The 20665-nt window shown below is 62.1% G+C and carries 22 protein-coding genes; 15 read left to right on the forward strand and 7 right to left on the reverse strand.

Annotated elements, in window-relative coordinates; all coding sequences use genetic code 11:
• Positions 1-40: 40 nt before the first annotated feature.
• The 6 genes from ffh to trmD all read left to right on the forward strand — a co-directional run bounded on the left by ffh (position 41) and on the right by trmD (position 4924).
• The gene (gene ffh / locus AC3WQS_RS08655; RefSeq protein ID WP_003942713.1) at positions 41-1618 is read left to right on the forward strand and encodes a signal recognition particle protein; all 1578 of its coding nucleotides are present in this window, start codon (positions 41-43) and stop codon (positions 1616-1618) included.
• Positions 1619-1621: 3 nt separating this feature from the next.
• On the forward strand, positions 1622-2704 hold the full coding sequence (locus AC3WQS_RS08660) for an amidohydrolase family protein (RefSeq protein WP_021333057.1): 1083 nt from the start codon (positions 1622-1624) through the stop codon (positions 2702-2704).
• Between the two features lie 209 nt (positions 2705-2913).
• Positions 2914-3384, forward strand: a complete 471-nt coding sequence (rpsP, locus tag AC3WQS_RS08665) for a 30S ribosomal protein S16 (RefSeq protein WP_003942818.1) — start codon at positions 2914-2916, stop codon at positions 3382-3384.
• Positions 3381-3623, forward strand: a complete 243-nt coding sequence (locus AC3WQS_RS08670; protein WP_003939023.1) for an RNA-binding protein — start codon at positions 3381-3383, stop codon at positions 3621-3623. Before rpsP ends, AC3WQS_RS08670 begins: the two co-directional genes overlap by 4 nt.
• A gap of 14 nt (positions 3624-3637) precedes the next feature.
• Positions 3638-4210 carry a ribosome maturation factor RimM gene (gene rimM, locus AC3WQS_RS08675; RefSeq protein WP_322742208.1) on the forward strand — a complete coding sequence of 191 codons (573 nt, stop codon included), beginning with the start codon at positions 3638-3640 and terminating at the stop codon, positions 4208-4210.
• 9 nt (positions 4211-4219) lie between these two features.
• On the forward strand, positions 4220-4924 hold the full coding sequence (gene trmD / locus AC3WQS_RS08680) for a tRNA (guanosine(37)-N1)-methyltransferase TrmD (protein ID WP_019747962.1): 705 nt from the start codon (positions 4220-4222) through the stop codon (positions 4922-4924).
• Here the strand turns inward: trmD and AC3WQS_RS08685 are convergent.
• On the reverse strand, positions 4921-5496 hold the full coding sequence (locus AC3WQS_RS08685) for a dihydrofolate reductase family protein (RefSeq protein ID WP_060938668.1): 576 nt from the start codon (positions 5494-5496) through the stop codon (positions 4921-4923). The two genes, trmD and AC3WQS_RS08685, sit on opposite strands and share 4 nt — an antisense overlap.
• A gap of 68 nt (positions 5497-5564) precedes the next feature.
• Here AC3WQS_RS08685 and AC3WQS_RS08690 point away from each other — a divergent pair, with 68 nt between their 5' ends.
• Complete coding sequence (locus AC3WQS_RS08690) at positions 5565-6143, forward strand: TetR/AcrR family transcriptional regulator (RefSeq protein ID WP_020969331.1); 579 nt, start codon at positions 5565-5567, stop codon at positions 6141-6143.
• 4 nt (positions 6144-6147) lie between these two features.
• Here the strand turns inward: AC3WQS_RS08690 and AC3WQS_RS08695 are convergent, their stop codons facing one another.
• Complete coding sequence (locus AC3WQS_RS08695) at positions 6148-6594, reverse strand: GtrA family protein (RefSeq protein WP_020969332.1); 447 nt, start codon at positions 6592-6594, stop codon at positions 6148-6150.
• Positions 6591-8789 carry a hypothetical protein gene (locus AC3WQS_RS08700; RefSeq protein ID WP_492713278.1) on the reverse strand — a complete coding sequence of 733 codons (2199 nt, stop codon included), beginning with the start codon at positions 8787-8789 and terminating at the stop codon, positions 6591-6593. Before AC3WQS_RS08700 ends, AC3WQS_RS08695 begins: the two co-directional genes overlap by 4 nt.
• A 172-nt stretch (positions 8790-8961) precedes the next feature.
• Between AC3WQS_RS08700 and AC3WQS_RS08705 the strand changes: the two genes are divergently transcribed.
• Both AC3WQS_RS08705 and rffA read left to right on the forward strand, forming a co-directional pair.
• The gene (locus AC3WQS_RS08705; RefSeq protein ID WP_019747967.1) at positions 8962-9948 is read left to right on the forward strand and encodes a glycosyltransferase; all 987 of its coding nucleotides are present in this window, start codon (positions 8962-8964) and stop codon (positions 9946-9948) included.
• Positions 9938-11080, forward strand: a complete 1143-nt coding sequence (gene rffA, locus AC3WQS_RS08710) for a dTDP-4-amino-4,6-dideoxygalactose transaminase (protein ID WP_021343913.1) — start codon at positions 9938-9940, stop codon at positions 11078-11080. The genes AC3WQS_RS08705 and rffA overlap by 11 nt, the downstream gene beginning before the upstream one ends.
• A gap of 26 nt (positions 11081-11106) precedes the next feature.
• Here the strand turns inward: rffA and AC3WQS_RS08715 are convergent, their stop codons facing one another.
• On the reverse strand, positions 11107-12093 hold the full coding sequence (locus tag AC3WQS_RS08715; RefSeq protein WP_042951510.1) for a serine hydrolase: 987 nt from the start codon (positions 12091-12093) through the stop codon (positions 11107-11109).
• Between the two features lie 75 nt (positions 12094-12168).
• Between AC3WQS_RS08715 and AC3WQS_RS08720 the strand changes: the two genes are divergently transcribed.
• The 6 genes from AC3WQS_RS08720 (at position 12169) to AC3WQS_RS08745 (ending at position 17859) form a co-directional block, all read left to right on the forward strand.
• Positions 12169-14502, forward strand: a complete 2334-nt coding sequence (locus tag AC3WQS_RS08720) for a Tex family protein (RefSeq protein WP_492713277.1) — start codon at positions 12169-12171, stop codon at positions 14500-14502.
• A 105-nt stretch (positions 14503-14607) separates the two neighbouring features.
• Positions 14608-15495, forward strand: a complete 888-nt coding sequence (locus AC3WQS_RS08725; protein WP_492713276.1) for a hypothetical protein — start codon at positions 14608-14610, stop codon at positions 15493-15495.
• 89 nt (positions 15496-15584) lie between these two features.
• Entirely contained in the window at positions 15585-15926 is a 342-nt protein-coding gene (rplS, locus tag AC3WQS_RS08730; RefSeq protein WP_003942791.1) for a 50S ribosomal protein L19, read from the forward strand.
• 55 nt (positions 15927-15981) lie between these two features.
• On the forward strand, positions 15982-16785 hold the full coding sequence (gene lepB / locus AC3WQS_RS08735) for a signal peptidase I (RefSeq protein ID WP_003942787.1): 804 nt from the start codon (positions 15982-15984) through the stop codon (positions 16783-16785).
• A 50-nt stretch (positions 16786-16835) separates the two neighbouring features.
• Positions 16836-17516 (forward strand): ribonuclease HII, encoded by a 681-nt coding sequence (locus AC3WQS_RS08740; protein ID WP_024487346.1) that lies wholly within the window; start codon positions 16836-16838, stop codon positions 17514-17516.
• Positions 17517-17553: 37 nt separating this feature from the next.
• Entirely contained in the window at positions 17554-17859 is a 306-nt protein-coding gene (locus AC3WQS_RS08745) for a DUF2469 domain-containing protein (RefSeq protein ID WP_003942715.1), read from the forward strand.
• Between the two features lie 65 nt (positions 17860-17924).
• On the opposite strand, the gene AC3WQS_RS08750 is transcribed toward AC3WQS_RS08745, so the two are convergent.
• The 3 genes from AC3WQS_RS08750 to AC3WQS_RS08760 form a co-directional block, all read right to left on the reverse strand.
• Positions 17925-19106 (reverse strand): RtcB family protein, encoded by a 1182-nt coding sequence (locus AC3WQS_RS08750; RefSeq protein ID WP_492713275.1) that lies wholly within the window; start codon positions 19104-19106, stop codon positions 17925-17927.
• A gap of 97 nt (positions 19107-19203) precedes the next feature.
• Positions 19204-19437, reverse strand: a complete 234-nt coding sequence (locus tag AC3WQS_RS08755) for a hypothetical protein (RefSeq protein ID WP_492713274.1) — start codon at positions 19435-19437, stop codon at positions 19204-19206.
• 46 nt (positions 19438-19483) lie between these two features.
• Complete coding sequence (locus AC3WQS_RS08760) at positions 19484-20527, reverse strand: iron-siderophore ABC transporter substrate-binding protein (protein ID WP_492713273.1); 1044 nt, start codon at positions 20525-20527, stop codon at positions 19484-19486.
• Positions 20528-20665: the final 138 nt, after the last annotated feature.

The raw sequence follows: 20665 nt of genomic DNA on the forward strand, positions 1-20665 counted from the left end.
TATCCACGGCTAACTCGCACGACCTTCAGGAGCGCACTCGGTGTTCGAATCCCTTTCCGACAGATTGACCGGATCTCTCAAGGATCTGCGTGGCAAGGGTCGTCTGTCCGGCGCCGACATCGACGCTACGGCCCGCGAGATCCGCCTTGCCCTGCTCGAGGCCGACGTCGCGCTTCCCGTAGTGCGCAGCTTCATCGCCAAGATCAAGGAACGCGCCAAGGGCGCCGAGGTCTCGGGTGCACTGAACCCGGCGCAGCAAGTCGTCAAGATCGTCAACGAAGAGCTGGTCGAGGTTCTCGGCGGCGAAACTCGTCGACTCCAGTTCGCCAAGACTCCGCCGACGGTCATCATGTTGGCCGGTCTGCAGGGTTCCGGTAAGACCACGCTGGCCGGAAAGTTGGCCAAGTGGCTCAAGGACCAGGGGCACACGCCCCTCCTCGTTGCCTGCGACCTTCAGCGTCCCGGCGCCGTCACTCAGCTTCAGATCGTCGGTGAGCGTGCGGGCGCGGCAGTCTTCGCGCCGCACCCCGGTACCTCCATCGGCGGTGGCGAGAACGCCCTCGGCGTTTCCGCAGCCGACCCCGTCGAGGTCGCCCGCGCCGGAGTCGAGGAAGCCCGCAACAAGCATTACGACGTCGTGATCGTCGACACCGCCGGTCGCCTCGGTATCGACTCGGAGCTGATGGCGCAGGCCGCCGGTATCCGTGACGCCGTCAACCCGGACGAGACCATCTTCGTCCTCGACGCCATGATCGGTCAGGACGCGGTCAGTACCGCCGACGCGTTCCGTGAGGGAGTCGGCATCACCGGTGTCGTCCTCACCAAGCTCGACGGCGACGCCCGCGGTGGCGCCGCACTGAGCGTCCGCGAGGTCACCGGCCAGCCGATCCTCTTCGCGTCCACCGGCGAGAAGCTCGAAGACTTCGACGTCTTCCACCCCGATCGCATGGCCAGCCGGATCCTCGGTATGGGCGATGTCCTGAGCCTCATCGAGCAGGCCGAGCAGGTTTTCGACGCCGATCAGGCCGAAGCGACCGCAGCGAAGATCGGTTCCGGTCAGCTCACACTCGAAGACTTCCTCGATCAGATGATGGCCGTCCGCAAGATGGGCCCGATCGGCAACCTCCTCGGCATGCTGCCGGGTGCCGGCGGCATGAAGGACGCGCTGGCCAACGTCGACGAGAAGCAACTCGATCGCATTCAGGCCATCATCCGCGGTATGACGCCGGCCGAGCGCGACGATCCGAAGATCATCAACGCCTCACGCCGACTGCGCATCGCGAACGGTTCGGGCGTCAAGGTTTCCGACGTCAACCAGTTGGTGGATCGCTTCTTCGAAGCCCGCAAGATGATGGCTGCCATGGCCGGCCGTATGGGCATGCCCGGCGCACGTAAGCAGGTTCGCAGCAAGAAGGGCAAGAAGGGCAAGAAGGGCGGCAAGGGCCCGACGCAGCCCAAGATGCGCGGAGGATTCCCCGGTATGGGCGGATTCCCGGGTATGCCCGGCGGAATGCCGGCCGGTATGCCCGACCTGTCGAACATGCCCAAGGGTCTCGATCAGTTGCCGCCCGGACTGGAAGGCATCGATCTTTCCCAGCTCAAGCTGCCCAAGAAGTAGTCGGTGGCTGCGCTTCATCTGCGGGGTATCGGTCTGCCCGATGCCGAGCCGATCGAATTGTGGATCGTCGACGGGCTGATTTCCTTCGAGCCGGTGTCCGGTGCGGAGACGATCGTCGAATCGGGTTGGATCACACCGGGTCTCGTGGATGCGCATTGTCACGTCGGTATCCGCTACGGCGGTGGCGGGGGCGAAACCGTCGACGGCTTGCTGGAGCAGGCGAAGACCGAACGTGACGCGGGCGTGCTGTTGCTCCGCGACGCCGGATCACCGGTCGACACCAGGTTCATCGACGAGCGCCTCGATTTGCCGCGAATCATTCGCGCAGGTCAGCACATCGCGGCACCCAAGCGGTACATCCCGGGCTTGCCGGTCGACCTGGACGACGAATCTCAGTTGCCGGCCGAGGTAGTGCGTCAGGCACGCGCTGGTGACGGCTGGGTCAAGCTCGTCGGCGACTGGATCGATCGTTCCGTCGGCGATCTGGCTCCCTTGTGGAGCGACGAGATCCTGGTCGAGGCTATCGCTGCCGCCCACGCCGAAGGCGCAAAGGTCACCGCTCACGTTTTTGCCGAAGACGCTTTGCCCGGCCTGATCAACGCCGGTATCGACTGCATCGAGCACGGCACCGGATTGACGGACGCGACCATCGAGTCGATGGTCGCGCACGGCACGGCCCTGGTTCCGACGCTGATCAACATCGCTACTTTCCCCGAGATCGCGGACTCCGCCACGCGGTATCCGATCTACGCGGCGCACATGCGCGATTTGCACGCTCGTCGGCACCAGACAATCGGTGCCGCTCACGAGGCCGGGATTCCGATCTATGCCGGAACGGATGCCGGCGGTTCGATCAGGCACGGGCGGATCGCCGACGAGATCGCCGAACTCGAAGTTGCCGGATTGACAGCTCACCAGGCGTTGGGCGCAGCCAGCTGGGATGCGCGGAGTTGGTTGGGTGCCCAGGGCATCGAAGAGGGAGCGCCCGCCGACCTGGTGGTTTATTCCGAAGATCCGCGCGGAAACCCCGATGTGCTCGCGAAGCCGGCGCGTGTGATCCTCCGCGGCACCCCCGTGAGTGGTTAGGGAGTCCCTGCACTCTCGAAGCGCGCACAGGGTGGTTTCCGAACGAGCCCACCCATCTGGCACAATGGACCATTGTTCGTCGCAACCGGTTACGTACCGCTGCGACGGTCACAGGATAGAGGCAAAACCGGGCTCACAAATCGTGTGGGTCGCTGAATTGCACGTGACATGCGCAGCACTGTTGTGCGCGCTGAAGGAGAACTGCAGCTGTGGCTGTCAAAATCAAGCTCACCCGCCTCGGCAAGATCCGCAACGCTCAGTACCGCGTTGTCATCGCCGACTCGCGCACCCGTCGTGACGGCCGTGCGATCGAGACCATCGGCAAGTACCACCCCAAGGAAGAGCCCTCGCTGATCGACATCGATTCCGAGCGCGCTCAGTACTGGCTGTCCGTGGGCGCACAGCCCACCGAGCCCGTCGAGGCACTCCTCAAGATCACCGGTGACTGGCAGAAGTTCAAGGGCCTGCCGGGCACCGAAGGCACCCTGCGCGTCAAGGAAGCCAAGCCCACCAAGCTCGAGCTCTTCCAGGCTGCGCTCGCGCAGGCCGAGAACGAGCCGGTTGCAGAAGCAATCACCCCCAAGAAGAAGAAGGCTGCAAAGGCTGACGAGGCCAAGGCAGAAGACACCGCGGCTGACGCCGAGGCTCCCGCTGCAGACGCCGAGGCTGCTGACAAGTGAGTGCCGTCGTCGCTGATGCGGTAGAGCATCTCGTGCGTGGCATCGTCGCCAATCCCGACGATGTGCGTGTCGAGCTGATCACCGGACGTCGGGGACGGACCGTCGAGGTGCACGTGCACCCCGACGATCTCGGCAAGGTCATCGGTCGGGGTGGTCGCACGGCGACCGCTCTGCGGACCTTGGTCTCCGGCATCGGTGGCCGCGGTATCCGTGTTGATGTCGTCGACACCGATCAGTAGACGGCAGTAAACAGGTGGAACTCGTAGTCGGTCGTGTCGCGAAGTCGCATGGCATCAAAGGTGAATTGGTAGTCGAGGTTCGTACAGACGAGCCCGAAGATCGTTTTGCCGTAGGTTCTGTGCTGCGTGGGCGCAAGCCGCGCGAGTCCACACTGAAGTCGTACACAGTGGAAGCCGCCCGGGATCATTCCGGGCGGCTTCTGCTGCGCCTCGAAGGCGTCAGTGACCGTGGCGACGCAGATGCGTTGCGCGGCACACTGTTTGTCATCGACAGTTCCGAACTCGAGCCTTCGGATGATCCGGACGAGTTCTACGATCACGAACTCGAAGGACTGAAGGTCGTCCTCACGGACGGTACCGAGGTCGGTTCGGTCGTCGAGGTATTGCATTCCGCCGCAGGCGAATTGCTTTCGATTCGCCGTACCGGCGAGACGTCCGGTGAATTGCTGATCCCGTTTGTCGCCGCCATCGTCACCTCGGTGTCGATTGCCGACGGCGTCGTGATGATCGAGCCTCCCGAGGGACTGCTCGACCCGGACTTCGGTGACAAGTCGAACAGCGATAATTCGAACCCAGACAACGACTGATCGTTTGTCATGCGTCTCGACGTCGTCACCATCTTTCCCGAGTATCTCGAACCGCTTCGTGCTGCCTTGCTGGGCAAGGCAATCGAACGTGGCTTGATCTCGGTCGACGTCCACGATCTTCGGTCGTGGACCCATGACGTACACAAAGCCGTCGACGATTCCCCGTACGGCGGCGGACCCGGCATGGTCATGAAACCCACCGTCTGGGGTCCGGCACTGGACGACGTGATCGGTCGCTCCGATTCTTCCGGCCCGGATGATGCCGAGACGATCCTGGTGGTGCCGACTCCCGCCGGCGTCCCGTTCACTCAGGCGACCGCACATCGCTGGGCCACCGCCAAGCACCTTGTCTTCGCCTGCGGCCGATACGAAGGTATCGACCAACGCGTCTTCGACGACGCCGCCAAGCGGGTTCGCGTTGAAGAAGTCAGTATCGGCGATTACGTTCTGATCGGCGGCGAAGCAGCCGTGCTGGTGATGGTCGAGGCTGTTGTGCGACTGATGCCCGGCGTTCTCGGCAATCAGCTGTCACACCAAGAGGATTCGTTCTCCGACGGGCTCCTCGAAGGGCCCAGTTACACTCGCCCCGCTGTGTGGCGTGATCTCGAGGTTCCGCCTGTTCTGCTTTCCGGAGATCACGCGAAGATCAAAGCCTGGCGCCATGAGCAGTCGCTGCAGCGCACGGCCGAGCGTCGACCGGATCTACTTCCTTAGGTATTTCTCTTCAACCAGGTGATGCTTGCGCCGTCGTCGAGCGATTCGGTTGCAGTCGGTGTGAACAGTGTCGGCTCGAAGTTACCTCTGATCATCGGTATGCCCGCGCCGGCGACAACCGGATACCTTTTGACGATCAACTCGTCGATCTCCGGTAGTAGTTCGCCGGCGAGAGTTCCGCCGCCGCACAGCCAGATATCTTGTCCTTCTTCCTCTTTGAGGGATCTGACGACCGCACGTGGATCGGTGCGAACGATGGTGACCGCGGGATCCTCGGCGCCAGGGAGGGTGCTGGAGACGACGAACTGGCGCAGGTGCGCAAAAGGGCTGGTCACGCCGAGGCTCAGCCCGGGCTCGTAAGAGCCGCGGCCCATGACGACCGTGTCGAAGGTTCTGTTGGGTGCGTCCTCGATTCCGAGAGCGGGCCGCACATGCGTTGGCACGGTCTCGGGATATCGATCACATATCCAGGCCGTGATCTGTTCGGAAACCGGGAAGAAATCGAATTCGCCGTCTGGTCCCGCGATGTAGCCGTCGAGGGAAGCTCCCACGTAGTACACAAGCTTTCGCATCAAACGCTCCGTTCGTAGTACTATGTTTGTAGTGGTTTAACTTAGGGTCGTGTCAGGAGTGATGTCAAGTGCGAAAGAACCCGGAACGACGGCTTGCCCTGATCGACGCGGCAATCGAGGTGTTGGCCCGAGAGGGTGCTCGAGGCTTGACTTTTCGAGCCGTCGACACCCAGGCAGCCGTGCCGAACGGGACAGCGTCGAACTACTTCTCCAATCGCGACGACCTACTCACGCAGGCCGGTGGCCGGATCTACGAGCGACTGATTCCGGACGACCTCGAGGGATTGATCGATCCCGTCAACGGCACCGATCGTGAGCGACTGGTGACGCTCATGCTCGACGTGGTCGAGCGGGTCACCTCGTTTGGAACGGGTTTCCTCGCGCTCATGGAGTTGCGGCTGGAGGCGATACGTCGTCCGGACCTGCGAGCGGTCCTGACCGTCCGCATCCGAGAAGACTTCGATCTGAACGTAGCCAATCATCTGGCGTCGGGCGTGCCGGGTGATGCGATGACCGTTCGCCTGCTCTATTTGTCGCTGAACTGGCTCGTACTGGATCGACTGACATTGCCGAACCTGTTCGGGGAGGAAGATATTCGTACGATCGTCGAGGCCGCGGTGGATCGAGCGCTACCCCGCGAATCGTAGAAGGTCAGTGCCGCTCGGCAGGTTTGCGGCGGAACGAGAAGTATCGATGACCGAAGAAACTCACCCCGGCAACGATCAACATGACAACCGCCTGGGCGGGAAGCGGCGGGGCATGCAGAATCGACACCGCGATTGTTCCGAGTATCAGATTCAGCACGAGGCCACCGGAATTGACGACGATGAACGCGCCCAGGTCGCGTGCCACATGTCCGCGGACGCGGAAAACCAACGTCCGATGCAGAACGAAAGCGATGAGCACGCTGATGGAGTACGCACCGATCACAGCCACTTGATACAGATCCTTGTTGTCGAGGATCAGTGACCAGATCACGAAGAGCCCGTATCCGATCGCCGTATTGGCCACTCCGACAATGGCAAACGCGATGGGTTGATGCTTGACCACCCGCAGCAGTGGGCCGGGGTTCTCGGGTGATGCGATGTCTTCGGTCATGAAGACTCGGTTTTCACGATGTTGATCCGGTCCTTGCGTCGTGTCCGCAGATACATCCACTCGAGCACACCGAGGCCGAGGATTCCGGCGACCATCGAAGCGCCGCCGACCTTCCATCCCGGGGGTCGCCACGTGAGGACAAGTTCAGCGTCCTTCGTCCCGGCTGGGATGTCCACGGTGACAAAGGACTTCGCGACGACGTCGATCGGGACAGGCTGACCGTCGAGGCTAGCTCGATACCCGGGCCAGCCGAGCCGTGCGAACACAACCTTGCCGCCGGTCTCCGAACTGACACGAAGGGTGCTCGACATGTTCGATTCCGCGGTCGAAACAGCTTCGACGCCACGGGTATCGGCGATGCGGCCGTTTCGTGTCGAGACGGGGCCGTCGACGCGTTCGAGCACGGAGATGTAGTTCTCGTGTCCGGGGTAGTCGACCCATGTCCACCCGTCGGGGGCCGGGTTCTTACGTGCGTCGGGGTAGAGGGCGTTCTGCAGTACGACGCGGTCCACCTTCATCAGGTCGACGATGGTGCGGCCGGTGGTGGGTTCGACGGTGAATGCCCGTCGGAAGGCGTCGGGGCAGACGCTCATGTCCCAGCGCATGCAGAGCAGATCACCGAAGTAGAAGTGCCCGTTAGGGGTGTAGCCGCTGGTGTAGGTCAGTTCGAGGTCTTTGGGGTAGTTTCCGAAAGCCAGGGAACCGTATGCTCCGTCGAGGGTTTTGTCCCCGGGTGCGATGAGTGCACGGTCGCCCAGTTGCAGTGTCGTGCCTTCGAAGTCGGGGAAGGCCTCTTTCATCTCCGAGCGAGATTCGGGCAGGTTCCAGCTCATCGGGGTTGGTTGCGCGGCCCGAACCTGGGCGTAGGCGATGGGGGAGACCGCGACGATCGCTACGAGGCATGCGAAAGCAGTGCCTTTGGTACGGCCGAGCCAGACCATCGCGGCGCCGAGTGCGGCAACGAGCAGGGCTGAGATCACATGCCATTTCGCGAGCCCGGGAGCTGCCGAAGCGGACCTGATCAGAAGCACGCCCACGAGGATTCCCGCTGCAACGCACCGTCCGCGCAACTTGTCGGTCGTGGCGAAACGCCCGAGCAGGATGCACACCAGAAGCAGGAGTCCGATGGCCACCATCGGAAGCACGCGCGCGGGCCACCGCAGTGGGCCGATCGTGCTCGGCCCGGCAGTCCACATGAGGACGGCGACCGTGAAGATCCCGACGGCGGTCAATTCGCGTGCCGCGGCGCGTGCCTTGCCCCAGTCGATGAATGCCAGAGCCGGAATGAGGAACCACGCGACGTAGACCATGGGCATGGTCTGGATGTATCCCCACCACGAGGAGAACGCGGGCATCGTGCTCGGCAGGCTCGCGTTCAGCGATTCCGACCAGGGAACGGCAAGGAAAGCGTCGTTCTTGACTTCGGATGCACCGCGCCAGGTGACGTCGGCGGTGAGCAGGCTCGGTAGATACGTCGCGAGACCGGCGAGGGCGGCACACGCGGACACCGCCAATAGCCGCAGCGACGGCAGCCAACGCCGCTGATAGACAACTTCGCCGATCGCGACTGCGACGATCATCAAGCCGGATTCGACTGCGGGGAAAACATATTGGACCGACATCGCGAGATACAAGAACACGAAGGTCGGGATCGGACCGCTCTTGCCTCTGGCGTAGCGGATTGCCGAGGCCCACGCCTGCACCATCCAGGCAGTGCCGGTGAAGGCTGTCATCCAACTGGCCGAGTCGAAGAAGAGGAGGAAACCGGTGAACGGAATCGAGACTCCGGCGACCGCAGCCCACGTGGGCTTCGAGCCGTACTCCAGGCAGATCCGATAGACGCCCAGCGCAAGGATGATCGCGAAGATCAATTTCACGATCGTCGCGTACAGCGCCAGGTTGTCGAAGGACGGTGCGATCAGGTCGATCAGAAGTTGTGGCGGATTGAGAAGGCCCGCTTCCTCGATCGCGTAGTTGCCCGCCATCCAGTTCTCGGGGACGAGTACCGGTAGGTGTCCTTCTCGCAGGCTACGGCCGAGCATGACCCACAGCGGCGCGTACTGGGACTCGGTGTCGTCGGTGTAGAAGTGACGAGCGTTCGCGAGCACCACGGCCAGGTAGCCGGCGATGACACCGACCGCCGTGACGGCGCCCCACTTGTACACGTCTGCCCGGGCGAGAGTGCGAGTTTCCACCACGAGTTCCAGACCTTAACAGGGCAGGTGGGGCGCGCGGAGACGCGAGCGCATCACGCGCCGTCGGCATCCGAAGTCCGGACATCTCTGCGTGTTAAAGTTCGCGACGGTGTGGGCCCGATCGTGCCTGTCTCTCGGCGCCAGTCGAGCCCCCTGAAGGGAGTGGAAGCGAGTGCACTCGATTTCCGTCGTAGTGCCCGTTTATCAGGGCGAAAAGACGATCACGGCGCTCGTCGAGGAGTTGGACGGCCTGTGCGCACCGAGTTCGACGCCCGGTGGAGCGCAGTTCACCGTCGACGAGATCGTGCTGGTTCACGACAACGGTCCGGACCGTTCCGACGTCGTGTTACTCGAATTGGAGCGCCGTTTCGATCAGGTGCGTGTCGTGTGGCTCAGTCGCAACTACGGCCAGGACGCGGCGACTATCGCCGGTATGGCCGTTGCACGTGGCCAGTGGATCGTGACGATGGACGAAGACGGCCAGCACGACCCGGTGCACATCGGGGCTTTCCTCGACACCGCGCTGACGGAGCGATCCGATCTCGTGTATTCCAAACCCACGAACACCCGCCCGCATGGATTCTTGCGGAACCTGACCTCGCGCGGTGCAAAGATCGTCTTGGCGACGGTATTCGCGTTCCCTGATTCGACGAGATTCGAAAGTTACCGCCTGATCCGAGGTGACATCGGCCGACAGTTGGCCGGCGTCGCCGCCAACGGTGTGTATCTGGACGTCGCGCTGACGTGGGTTGTCGGCAATACCGCCACGGCGCCGGTGACACTTCGAGCGGAAGGCCGCGAGGAATCGGGGTACAACTATCGCCGTTTGTTCTCGTTGTTCTGGAAGATGGTGTTGTGTAGCGGAACACGCGGTCTGCGACTGGTGAGTCTGCTCGGGGTCACCCTGGCGTCGGCCGGTGTGATCATGGCTGCGGTGATCTTCGTCCAAGCCATGACCGGTGACAACAACGACCCGGAAGGATGGGCGTCGATCATCATGGCGCTGCTGGTCTGTTCGGGTGCGATCCTCTTCTCGCTCGGTCTCATCGCCGAATACCTTGGCGTGGCACTGCACGTCCTTGTCGGAAAGCCTCTGTATCTGACTGTCGATTCACCGCGGCCCGGAACCTCGATCGATCGGCGCAGTCGTGAGCACTGATCGCATCATCTTCTCCCGCCCCTATCGGGCATCGAACGAATTGTCGAATCTGGCAACGGTTCTGGAGTCCGATCACATTCACGGTGACGGACGTTTCACCAAGTCCGCGACTGCAGCGCTCAAGGCGATCACCGGATCCACGCATGCTCTGCTTACGACCTCGTGCACACACGCACTCGAATTGGGTGCGCTGCTACTCGAATTGGGCCCAGGTGACGAGGTGATCGTCCCGAGCTTCGCGTTCAGTTCGGCGGCAACCGCCGTCGCGTTGCGCGGTGCCACTGTTGTTTTCGTCGACATCGATCCGAGTACCGGCAATATCGATCCCGACTGCGTCGCAGCGGCGATCACGGAACGCACGAAAGCTGTACTGGTCATGCATTACGGCGGAGTCGCCGCCGACATGGAACCTCTCCTCGACCTCGCGGAACTCCACGGCGTCGCGTTGATCGAAGACAACGCTCACGGGCTCGGCGGAAAGTGGCGCGGGCGGGCGCTCGGCACCATCGGAACTATCGGTACGCAGAGTTTTCACGACACCAAGAACGTTCACTGCGGTGAGGGTGGCGCGCTGTTGCTCTCCGACGATCAGTTGATGACCCGCGCCGAAATCATCCGTGAGAAGGGGACCGACCGTGCGCGTTTCCTGCGCGGCCAGGTCGACAAGTATTCGTGGCAGGACATCGGGTCGAGTTATCTGCCCAGTGAACTCAATGCCGCTGTCCTCGACGCACAACTCTCGGAGTTCGACGCGATTCAGGCGGCCAGGCATCGCGTCTGGGATGCCTACAGCGTGAGTCTGGGCGAGTGGGCGTCCGAGAACGGTGTCGTTCCCATGGCGGTTCCCGATGATCGCGAGCACACCGCGCACCTGTTCTATCTCAAGATGCCTACCGAAGAGAGCCGCGACGGCTTGATTCGGCATCTTGCCGCCGACGGAATCGTGGCGCCGTTCCACTACATTCCGCTCGATACGAGCGCGGCCGGTGTGCGCTACGGACGAACACCGGAGCCGTGTGTGCGTAGCGCCGAGTTCTCCGCGTCGATCCTTCGACTGCCGCTGTGGCCCATGCTCACGTCCGAACAACAGGAACGGGTCATCGGTTCCGTCCTCGAGTACAAGCAGGCTTGAGGACTAACACGACCGCGTGGATCGAATCAGGGCCCGGAAGCTTCGGGCATCACCGAATCCGCGGTCGTGGATGCCGCCGCCCAGTCGTCGATGCTTCCGCTCGGGAAGAGAATCTGTGTGACGCCGGTGACCGTGTCACGTGCGTGCAGTGCGCTTTCGTCGTCGACGGCGTCGGTGAACGAGGTGTCGGGATAGAAGCTGTCCTCGTCCGTGTACTGGACGTCTTCTCGTGAACCGATCGCGATGATGTATCGGTTGTCGTCACCGACGATGCCGGTGGACAGATGGATCCACTTGTCCTCGACACAGCACATCCAGCCTTGCTTGACTCCGATGACCGGCTCGCCGAACAAGGCCTCGGGCAAGCCGAACCTCTGGTCGTAACCGTCGGTGCCCTCGGGAGTAGATTGCCGCAGGTACTCGACGAATTGCTCGACCCGCTCAGGTCCGAGTTGGTCGGAGTCGTCGAGGACGCCGTTGTAGAAAGTGACCAGGTCGTGCGTCGTGGTCTCGGTGTTCCACCACATTCCGTCCCACGGCGGCGTCGTCGCGGTCAGTGCGTAACGCTCGGCAACCCGGGTGATCACCTCCTGACCGCCGACCTCGTCCCACAGAAGGTTGGCTGCGGTGTCGTCGGAGGATTCGAGCATTGCCGCCATGAGGGTGCGATCGTCGTCCGTGATGGGCCGCTCGCCGCGAGCGTCCTGATGGAGGAGATCCTCGGCGATGAAAAGTTTTGCCACCGAGGCAGTTTCGATTTGCTGGTCGCCGGCAACATCGAGGTACTTGTCCGAGGATCGATCGAGGACGGCGATGGAGACGTCCGCACCACGCCCGAGCGCCGCCACCTGAGCTTGAGCCAGTCGGCCGTCGAGAGTCTCCGCGACCGGAACATTGGTGTCGGGGAAGGCGGGGGTCTGCATCGAATCATCCGGGTTCTGTCCACCGCTGCACGAAGCCGCAAAAGTAACTGCGGCCGCCATTGCGGCAATCCGGACGTACCGCGTACTCATCTGTTTCCCCCGGTAGCCCTGACACGGCACTGTTGCCGATCTTCTTGTCTCAGGATAGCGGTAGGGTCGGATCTCGTGATTCTCAAGACCGTGAACCAGCGCATTGCCGAGGAACTCGACGTCCGCGAAGGCCAGGTTGCAGCAGCAGTCGACCTTCTCGACGGCGGAGCCACGGTGCCCTTCATCGCCCGGTACCGCAAGGAAGTCACCGGCACGCTCGACGACGCCCAGTTGCGACTCCTGGACGAGCGGCTGCGGTATCTCCGCGAGCTCGACGACCGTCGTGACGCCGTGCTCACGGAGATCGACTCTCAGGGCAAACTCGATGATCAACTGCGCGGTCAGATCATGCTGGCCGAGACAAAAGCGCGGCTGGAGGACATCTACCTCCCCTTCAAGCCGAAGCGGCGCACCAAGGCGCAGATCGCCCGCGAGGCCGGCCACGAGCCCGTCGCGGACGCTCTCATCGGAGATCCCACCACCGATCCCGCGCAGTATTCGGACGAGCAACTCGACGGTGCCCGGTCGATCCTCGTGGAGCGCTTCGCCGAGGACGCCGATCTGGTCGGTGAATTGCGCGAGCTTATGTGGAGTGGCGGCCAGGTCGTCTCATCGGTCCGCAAGGGCAAGGAAACCGATGGCTCGAAGTTTGCTGACTACTTCGAGTTCTCGGAACCGTTCTCCAAATTGCCCTCGCACCGCATCCTCGCCGTCCTGCGCGGAGAGAAGGAAGAAGTGCTGTCGCTCAACATGGCGGCCGACACCGAAGAACTCGCGCCGGGGGAGCGCACGGTCTACGAAGGCCGCATCGCGTCGCGGTTCGAGATCGCCGACCGTGGTCGGGCCGCCGACGGGTGGCTTCTCGACACCGTCAAGTGGGCGTGGAAGACGAAGTTCGCCGTCACGCTCGGTATCGACACTCGAATGCGTCTGCGGCAGTCGGCCGAAAAGGACGCCGTCGACGTCTTCGCCACCAACCTCAAGGATCTACTCCTCGCGGCCCCCGCCGGCGCCCGACCCACCATGGGACTCGACCCCGGATTTCGCACCGGAACTAAGGTTGCCATCGTCGACGGAACCGGCAAAGTTGTTGCATACGAGACGATTTACCCGCACCAGCCGCAGAACAAGTGGGACGCGGCGCTTGCGACGCTTGCCGGGCTGGTCGCCAAGCACGGCGTCGAACTGATCGCCATCGGCAACGGCACGGCCTCACGCGAGACCGACACGCTCGCTACCGAACTGATCAAGAAGACCGGCGCGCCCAACCTGACCAAGATCGTCGTCTCCGAGGCAGGCGCATCGGTGTACTCGGCTTCGGCCTACGCGTCGCAGGAACTTCCCGACCTCGACGTCTCGATTCGCGGTGCGGTGTCCATTGCGCGTCGCCTGCAGGATCCGTTGGCGGAGTTGGTCAAGATCGATCCCAAGTCCATCGGTGTCGGACAGTACCAGCACGACATCACCGAATCGCTGCTCTCACGTTCCCTCGACGCCGTCGTCGAGGATGCCGTCAACTCGGTCGGCGTCGACGTCAACACCGCGTCCGTGCCGCTGCTCGCTCGGGTGTCCGGAATCGCAGGTTCCCTAGCGGAGAGCATCGTCGCCCATCGGGACCAGAACGGTCCGTTCAAGTCCCGCAAGGGACTCAAGGACGTCTCCCGACTGGGACCCAAGGCTTTCGAGCAGTGCGCAGGCTTCTTGCGGATCACCGACGGCGACGACCCGCTCGACGCGTCGAGCGTCCACCCGGAGGCATATCCGGTGGTTCGCAAGATCGTTGCCAGTGCCGGCGGGGACGTGCGCACCGTGATCGGAAACTCGCAGGCACTTCGATCGGTCACGGCGTCCGACTACGTCGACGAGCGATTCGGTCTACCGACCGTCACCGACATCATCTCCGAGTTGGAGAAGCCGGGACGAGATCCACGACCCGAATTCAAGACCGCGACCTTTGCCGCAGGCATCGAGAAAGTCGCGCATCTCAAGCCCGGTATGACTCTCGAAGGTGTGGTCACCAACGTCGCAGCCTTCGGTGCCTTCGTCGACATCGGAGTTCATCAGGACGGTCTGGTTCACGTCTCGGCGATGTCACACAACTTCGTCAAGGACCCACGCGAGGTCGTCAAGTCAGGTGACGTCGTCAAGGTGAAGGTCCTCGAAGTGGACGAGGCACGCCAACGCATCGGGCTGACGCTTCGTCTCGACGACGAGGTGGGCGCACCCCGCAAGTCCGAAGGCCCGCGAGGTGGGCAACCACAGCGTCAGGGCCAGCCACAGGGTCAGCGTCAGGGGCAGCAACGAGGTAGTGGCGGACGTCAGGGTGGACGCGAGTCGCGTCCGGACAACCGCGCGCCTGCTGCCGGGTCGATGGCTGAGGCTCTGCGCAAGGCGGGCTTCGGCAAGTAATTCCGTCCGCCGGGTTTTCGGAGTCCGTATCGTCTCATTCGAGTCGGTTGGCGGTATCAATCGAAAGAATGATCGGATCTGAAATTCGGTGAAGGGAGGACAGTGATGCGGGAGTGGCTCGAGCGCGAGATCATCGCCCATGGCCGATTGCCATTGCTGTTCTTCCTGCTCGGATTCCTCTCTGCCTTCCTCTTCATCCGTCTCAGCGTCCGGATGATCCGTGCGCAGGTGAAATGGTGGCCGGGCAACATCGCGCCCGGAGGTCAGCACGTGCATCACGTCGTGTTCGGTGTGATCGCCATGATGATCTCCGGTGGTGCGCTGATCGCGGTCTACGTCGATGGTTCGCAGACCACCGGTGCCGTCCTGGCGGCGATCTTCGGTATGGGTGCGGCGTTGGTGCTCGACGAGTTCGCACTGATCTTCTATCTGAAGGATGTGTACTGGTCCGAGCAAGGTCGGACCTCGGTGGATGCGGTTTTCGTCGCAATCGCGGTGACCGGTCTGGTGCTGTTGGGTTTCCGCCCGCTCGAACTTCTCGACGTCGCCGGGTTCCGTGAAGAACGGGATCCGTGGATCAAGTTGGTCTTCGTTTTTGTCGCGTTGATCAACTTCGCCTTGGCAGCCATCGTGATTCTCAAAGGGAAGATCTGGACGGGGCTCGTCGGCCTGTTCGTTTTCCCGTTGCTGGTAATCGGTGCGGTTCGCCTGAGCCGCCCGGGTGCGCCGTGGGCACGTTGGCGGTACACGCGCAAGCCGAAACGGATGAACCGCGCGCTCGAGCGTGAGCGGAAGTGGCGGCGACCGGTCATCAGGGCCAAGATCTACGTCCAGGATCTGATTGCCGGATCACCGAGCGTCGAACATGCGATGACGGCGGCCGAGCAGGAATTGGACCACACCATTAACGCGGCTCCGCCGCCACCGATTTCCCCGCTGGTGTCCGCGTCTGGCACAATGGACGGGTTGCCTGGACCAGGCAGCAGCACTTGATCTGGGCACGAACCAGACGAGCGCCGTTTCGGGAGACCGAAACGCGTGCCGCTCGGTTCCTCTGCTCCTGCGAAATACAAGGATGACATATGAACACCCTGGACTTCCTGGACAAAAAGTCGCTCCGCGACGACATCCCCGAGTTCCGTCCCGGCGACACGCTCAACGTGAACGTCAAGGTTATCGAAGGCTCCAAGGAGCGCGTGCAGGTCTTCAAGGGCGTCGTTATTCGTCGCCAGGGCGGCGGCGTTCGCGAGACCTTCACCGTCCGTAAGGTCTCCTTCGGCGTCGGCGTCGAGCGCACCTTCCCGGTTCACAGCCCCACGCTGGCCTCCATCGAGGTTCTGACCCGCGGTGACGTCCGTCGCGCCAAGCTGTACTACCTCCGTGAGCTTCGTGGCAAGAAGGCGAAGATCAAGGAAAAGCGCTGATCTTTCCGATGAGCCCGGCACCGCGTACGCGCGGTGTCGGGCTAATCTGGTTTCTGTGGCAGATTCTTCGAAGGAGCAGGCATTGTCGTCCGGACCCGAGAATCACGAGGGATCAAGCGGTTCCGCGGAACCGACCTCACATCGGCCGCAGAAGAAACAGCGATCGTTCCTGCGAGAACTCCCTGTTCTGATCGGCGTAGCGCTGGTACTCAGCATCGTCCTTCAGGCATTTGTCTTCAGAGTTTTTCTCATCCCATCCGAGTCGATGGAACCGACACTGCACGGCTGTGCGGGATGTACCGGTGACCGCATCGTGGTGGAGAAGATCGGATACCGCTTCGGCGATCCGGAACCCGGCGACGTCGTCGTCTTCAAGGGACCCGATTCGTGGAACACGAAATATGTGTCCAATCGGTCCGACAACGTTGTCGTTCGCGGCATTCAAGAGGTCGGTTCGTGGGTCGGCCTCGTTCCGCCGGACGAGAACGACTTGGTCAAGCGAGTGATCGCTACCGGCGGCCAGACCGTCGAATGCTGTGACGATCAGGGCCGAGTCCTGGTCGATGGCAAGCCGCTCGACGAGCCGTACATCAAGATGGATTTCCCGTTCACTCCGGGAACACAAACGTGTGACACCGAATTGAAGTCGGGCCGCTGCTTCGGACCGATCACCGTTCCCGAGGGCCACGTGTGGGTCATGGGTGACAACCGCAGCAATTCCGCCGACTCGCGCTACCACGTCGACGACGAGTTCCAGGGAACCGTCCCGATCGACAACATCATCGGTCAAGCTCGTTTCATCGTTCTTCCCCCGTCGCGAATGGGCGGCATCGATGCGCCTGATATTCAGGGCAATTGAGTTGTCGTACCGCACACATGGATTCGCGTAGTTCCGAGTAGGCAGAGACAGTGAGTAGTTGGCCCCCTCGCGTTGTCATTCGCAGATCGGCAGGTCTGCGGACGATGGAGTCTGCGTTGGCGCGAACCGGACTCGGTCCGGTCGCCGGCGTCGACGAAGCCGGGCGCGGAGCGTGCGCTGGTCCACTCGTCATTGCCGCGTGTGTCCTGGCGCCGAAACCGCAAGCGGCACTGGCGCGGCTCGACGATTCGAAGAAGTTGACCGAACGCGCGCGCGAGGAGCTTTTCCCGGCCATCAAGCGTTTGGCGTTGGCGTGGAGTGTTATTTCGGTACCCGCTGCGGAAGTCGATCAGATCGGTATCCACGTTGCCAACATCGAGGGGATGCGACGAGCAGTTGCGGGCCTCGATCTCGAACCGGGCTACGTCCTCACCGACGGGTTCCGGGTTCCGGGTCTGACGGCTCCGTCGCTACCAGTTATCGGCGGTGACGGCGCCGCTGCATGCATCGCCGCGGCGAGCGTTCTCGCGAAGGTGACCCGAGATCGTGTGATGACCGAGATGGACGACACTCATCCCGGATACGGCTTCGCGATTCACAAGGGATACAGCACGCCACTGCACATGGACGCTCTCGACGAGCTGGGGCCGTGCCCCGAGCATCGCATGACGTACGCAAACGTGGTGGCTGCGGGAGTCCGGTTGGAACAACGCGCGGGCCGTACGGGATGATGGACGTTCAGACGAACTGGGAGGACTGGCTAAACCGATGAGTGCCGAGGATCTCGAGAAGTACGAAACCGAGATGGAGCTGTCGCTCTACCGTGAATACCGGGACATCGTCGGACAGTTCTCCTACGTCGTGGAGACCGAACGACGTTTCTACCTGGCCAACACGGTCGAGTTGCTGCCCCACAATTCAGACGGGGAGATCTACTTCGAACTGCGGATGTCCGACGCCTGGGTGTGGGACATGTACCGCCCGGCGCGATTCGTGAAGTACGTGCGCGTCGTGACGTTCAAGGACGTCAACATCGAAGAGCTGGACAAGCCGGATCTGCGCCTTCCTGACTGATCTTGACAACGAAGTGCCCCGCCGATATCGGCGGGGCACTTTGCATTTCGCGGAGTTGCGCGGGGTCAGTTGCCCTTGACATTCACGATCTGACGCAGCGTGTGTCGAATCTCGACCAAGTCCTTCGCGTCGTCCATCACGACGTCGATGTCCTTGTACGCACCCGGGATCTCGTCGAGGAACGCCGCGGAACGCTTGTATTCGATGCCGACCATCGCCTTGTCGAGATCTTCGATCGTAAAGGTCTTGCGTGCCTGGTTACGTCCGTACACCCGACCCGCGCCGTGGGGGCTGGACTTGAACGACGGCACGTTTCCCTTCCCGACGACGACGTAACTCGCCGTCCCCATCGAACCGGGGATGAGCCCGGGCGTGCCCTCGTCTGCCTTGATCGCACCCTTACGGCTCAGCCACACACCCCGGCCCATATGGAACTCCTTCTGGGTGAAGTTGTGGTGGCAGTTGATCCGCTCGACCTCGTCGATGATCGCGGGCTTGCCGTCACCCATGAAGTGCGCGAAGTCCTTCACGACGCGGTCCATCATCTCTTCGCGGTTGAGCAGAGCGAAGTGCTGAGCCCAGTTGAGATCGGCGATGTACGAGTCGAATTCGGGCGTCTTCTCGACCAGGTAGGCAAGATCCGGATCGGGAAGGTTGATGTACCACCGCTCGCACAAGTCCTTGGCGATCTTGATGTGATGCTGTGCGAGCTTGTTTCCGATACCGCGACTGCCCGAGTGCAGGAACAGCCAGACGCCGTCGCTCTCGTCGAGCGTCACCTCGATGAAGTGGTTGCCAGAACCCAGCGTTCCGAGCTGAAACCTCCAGTTGTTCTTGAACTCGTCGTAGAAGGCCAGGCGATCGCCCGCCATTGCCTCGAGTTCTGCGATGCGGATTTGCGCCGTGTCGCTCAGCGTCTTGTTGTAGACACCTGCCGAGAGCGGAACGGAGCGTTCGATGCTGTGGCGAAGAACGCTCAGGTCGCGGCCTTGAAGGTCGCGTGCGCTGAACTGGGTTTTGACCGCAATCATTCCGCAGCCGATATCGACTCCGACGGCGGCGGGCATGATTGCGCCTTCCGTCGGAATGACCGAACCCACCGTCGCTCCCGCACCGAGGTGCGCATCCGGCATAAGCGCCAGATGTGGACGGACAAAAGGCATCTGGGACGTACGCAGCGCTTGCTCGCGAGTGTTCTCGTCGAGTATCGATGCCCAGTTCCACAGCCTCTTGGTGATCTTCTCCATCAGATTTCTCCCACATAGTTCACAGCCGAACCGATCGGTCCGGTGTGTCGTGCAGGAATGACCATGCGCTCCGTCAGTGGTTGTGTGCAACCTCTTTTCAGGTGCGCAGACCGTCTGCGAGTTCGTAGATTCGTCCGACGTACTTCTCCTGGAAGGCTTTTCGGGCAGCATCTGCTTGTTGCCGTGCGCCGATCCTGGCGTAGAGGTACTCGAGTTGAACCAAGCTCTCGCCGATGTCGACGCGTCGCTGGTCGAGAACCGTCAACTCGTCGACCAGCCGAGCCAGATCGAGTCGTGCAAGATCTAGCGCTGTCTCCGGTACCTCGTCCATGGTGATCCTCGATGTCCGTGAGTGCTTCCTGGGTTTGAGGCTAGCATCATTCGAACATATTTTCGATACCTGGAATTGTTTGTTGCTTCGACAACGTGGCGGACAGTTGGTCGATGGCGTACGGAATGCTCAGGACGGTATTGCCGGACATCGCCGCGCCGACGGGTGGATCTGCGGTGTATCGCACGACTATCGCATTTCCGTTTTTCACAGCGGGTAGCCGCTGGTAGAGAGTGTTGCCGGGGAGGGCCTTCTCTCCCTCCGGATCGGCCATCACGATCAAACGATCAACGGGTTCGAGGATGTCGTATCGCTCGTTCGGCAGCCAGTCGCCGAACTGGTCGCCGACGAATGCGTCGACCGTCTGGGGGAGGGTGAATCCGAGTGACGAGAGGAAGATGCCGCGTGGGTCGTGCGACGAGAACACGTATCCCTCGGGAGTGTCGAGGTTGACGATCGTTGCGGTTTGCCCGGAAAACTCCGGGTGTGCAGCGCGAGCGGTGGCAAACGCGTTTTCGGTATCCGCGATCAGTTGCTGAGCTTGTGGTTCTTTGCCGAGGGCGCGCCCGGCGGTGAGTGTCATGTCGGTCCACGGCGTTGTGTATGCGTCGTAGTCCTTGCTCTGCGCGACAGTCGGCGCAATCGAGGTCAGCTTCTTGTAGGTCTCCGTGTCGATGTCGGCGTACAGCGCTAGGATCAGATCTGGTGCGAGGGAGGCGATTTGCTCGAAGTTGAAGTCTCCGCCGCTGTTGATGTAGGTCGGAGTTTTCCCCTTCCAGTAGTCCTTCGTCCACGGCCAGCTTTCATCCATGCCGGACCCCCACCATTCGGCCATGCCGACGGGTTCGACTCCCAAGGCGAGCAGTGGTTCGTGATCGGTGTATCCGAGTGTCACTACCCGCCGCGGTTCGGCATCGATGGTCGTCGAACCCTGTGCGTGCTCGATCGTCACGGGGAATGCGTCGTTGCTCTGGGTCGCTGATGCGGTGTCGACGCCTTGCGAGGTTCCACAGGCGGTCGAGAACCCGATGATCGCGGCCGTCGTGAATAAGGCGGCGAGGATTCGGGTGCTACGTGAGGGCACGTGCATGCTCCTTCGAAGTGGTGGGCGAAGTGATCTGAGTTCCGCGTGAAGTGCTGAACTGGTCGCGTCAGCAATAAAGTGAGGCTAACCTTTGCGGGATCGTCGGTCCATCCTTCAGAATGGACTCGGATACGCCCAGAAAGA

This window comes from Rhodococcus sp. FW305-130 (assembly GCF_058788335.1).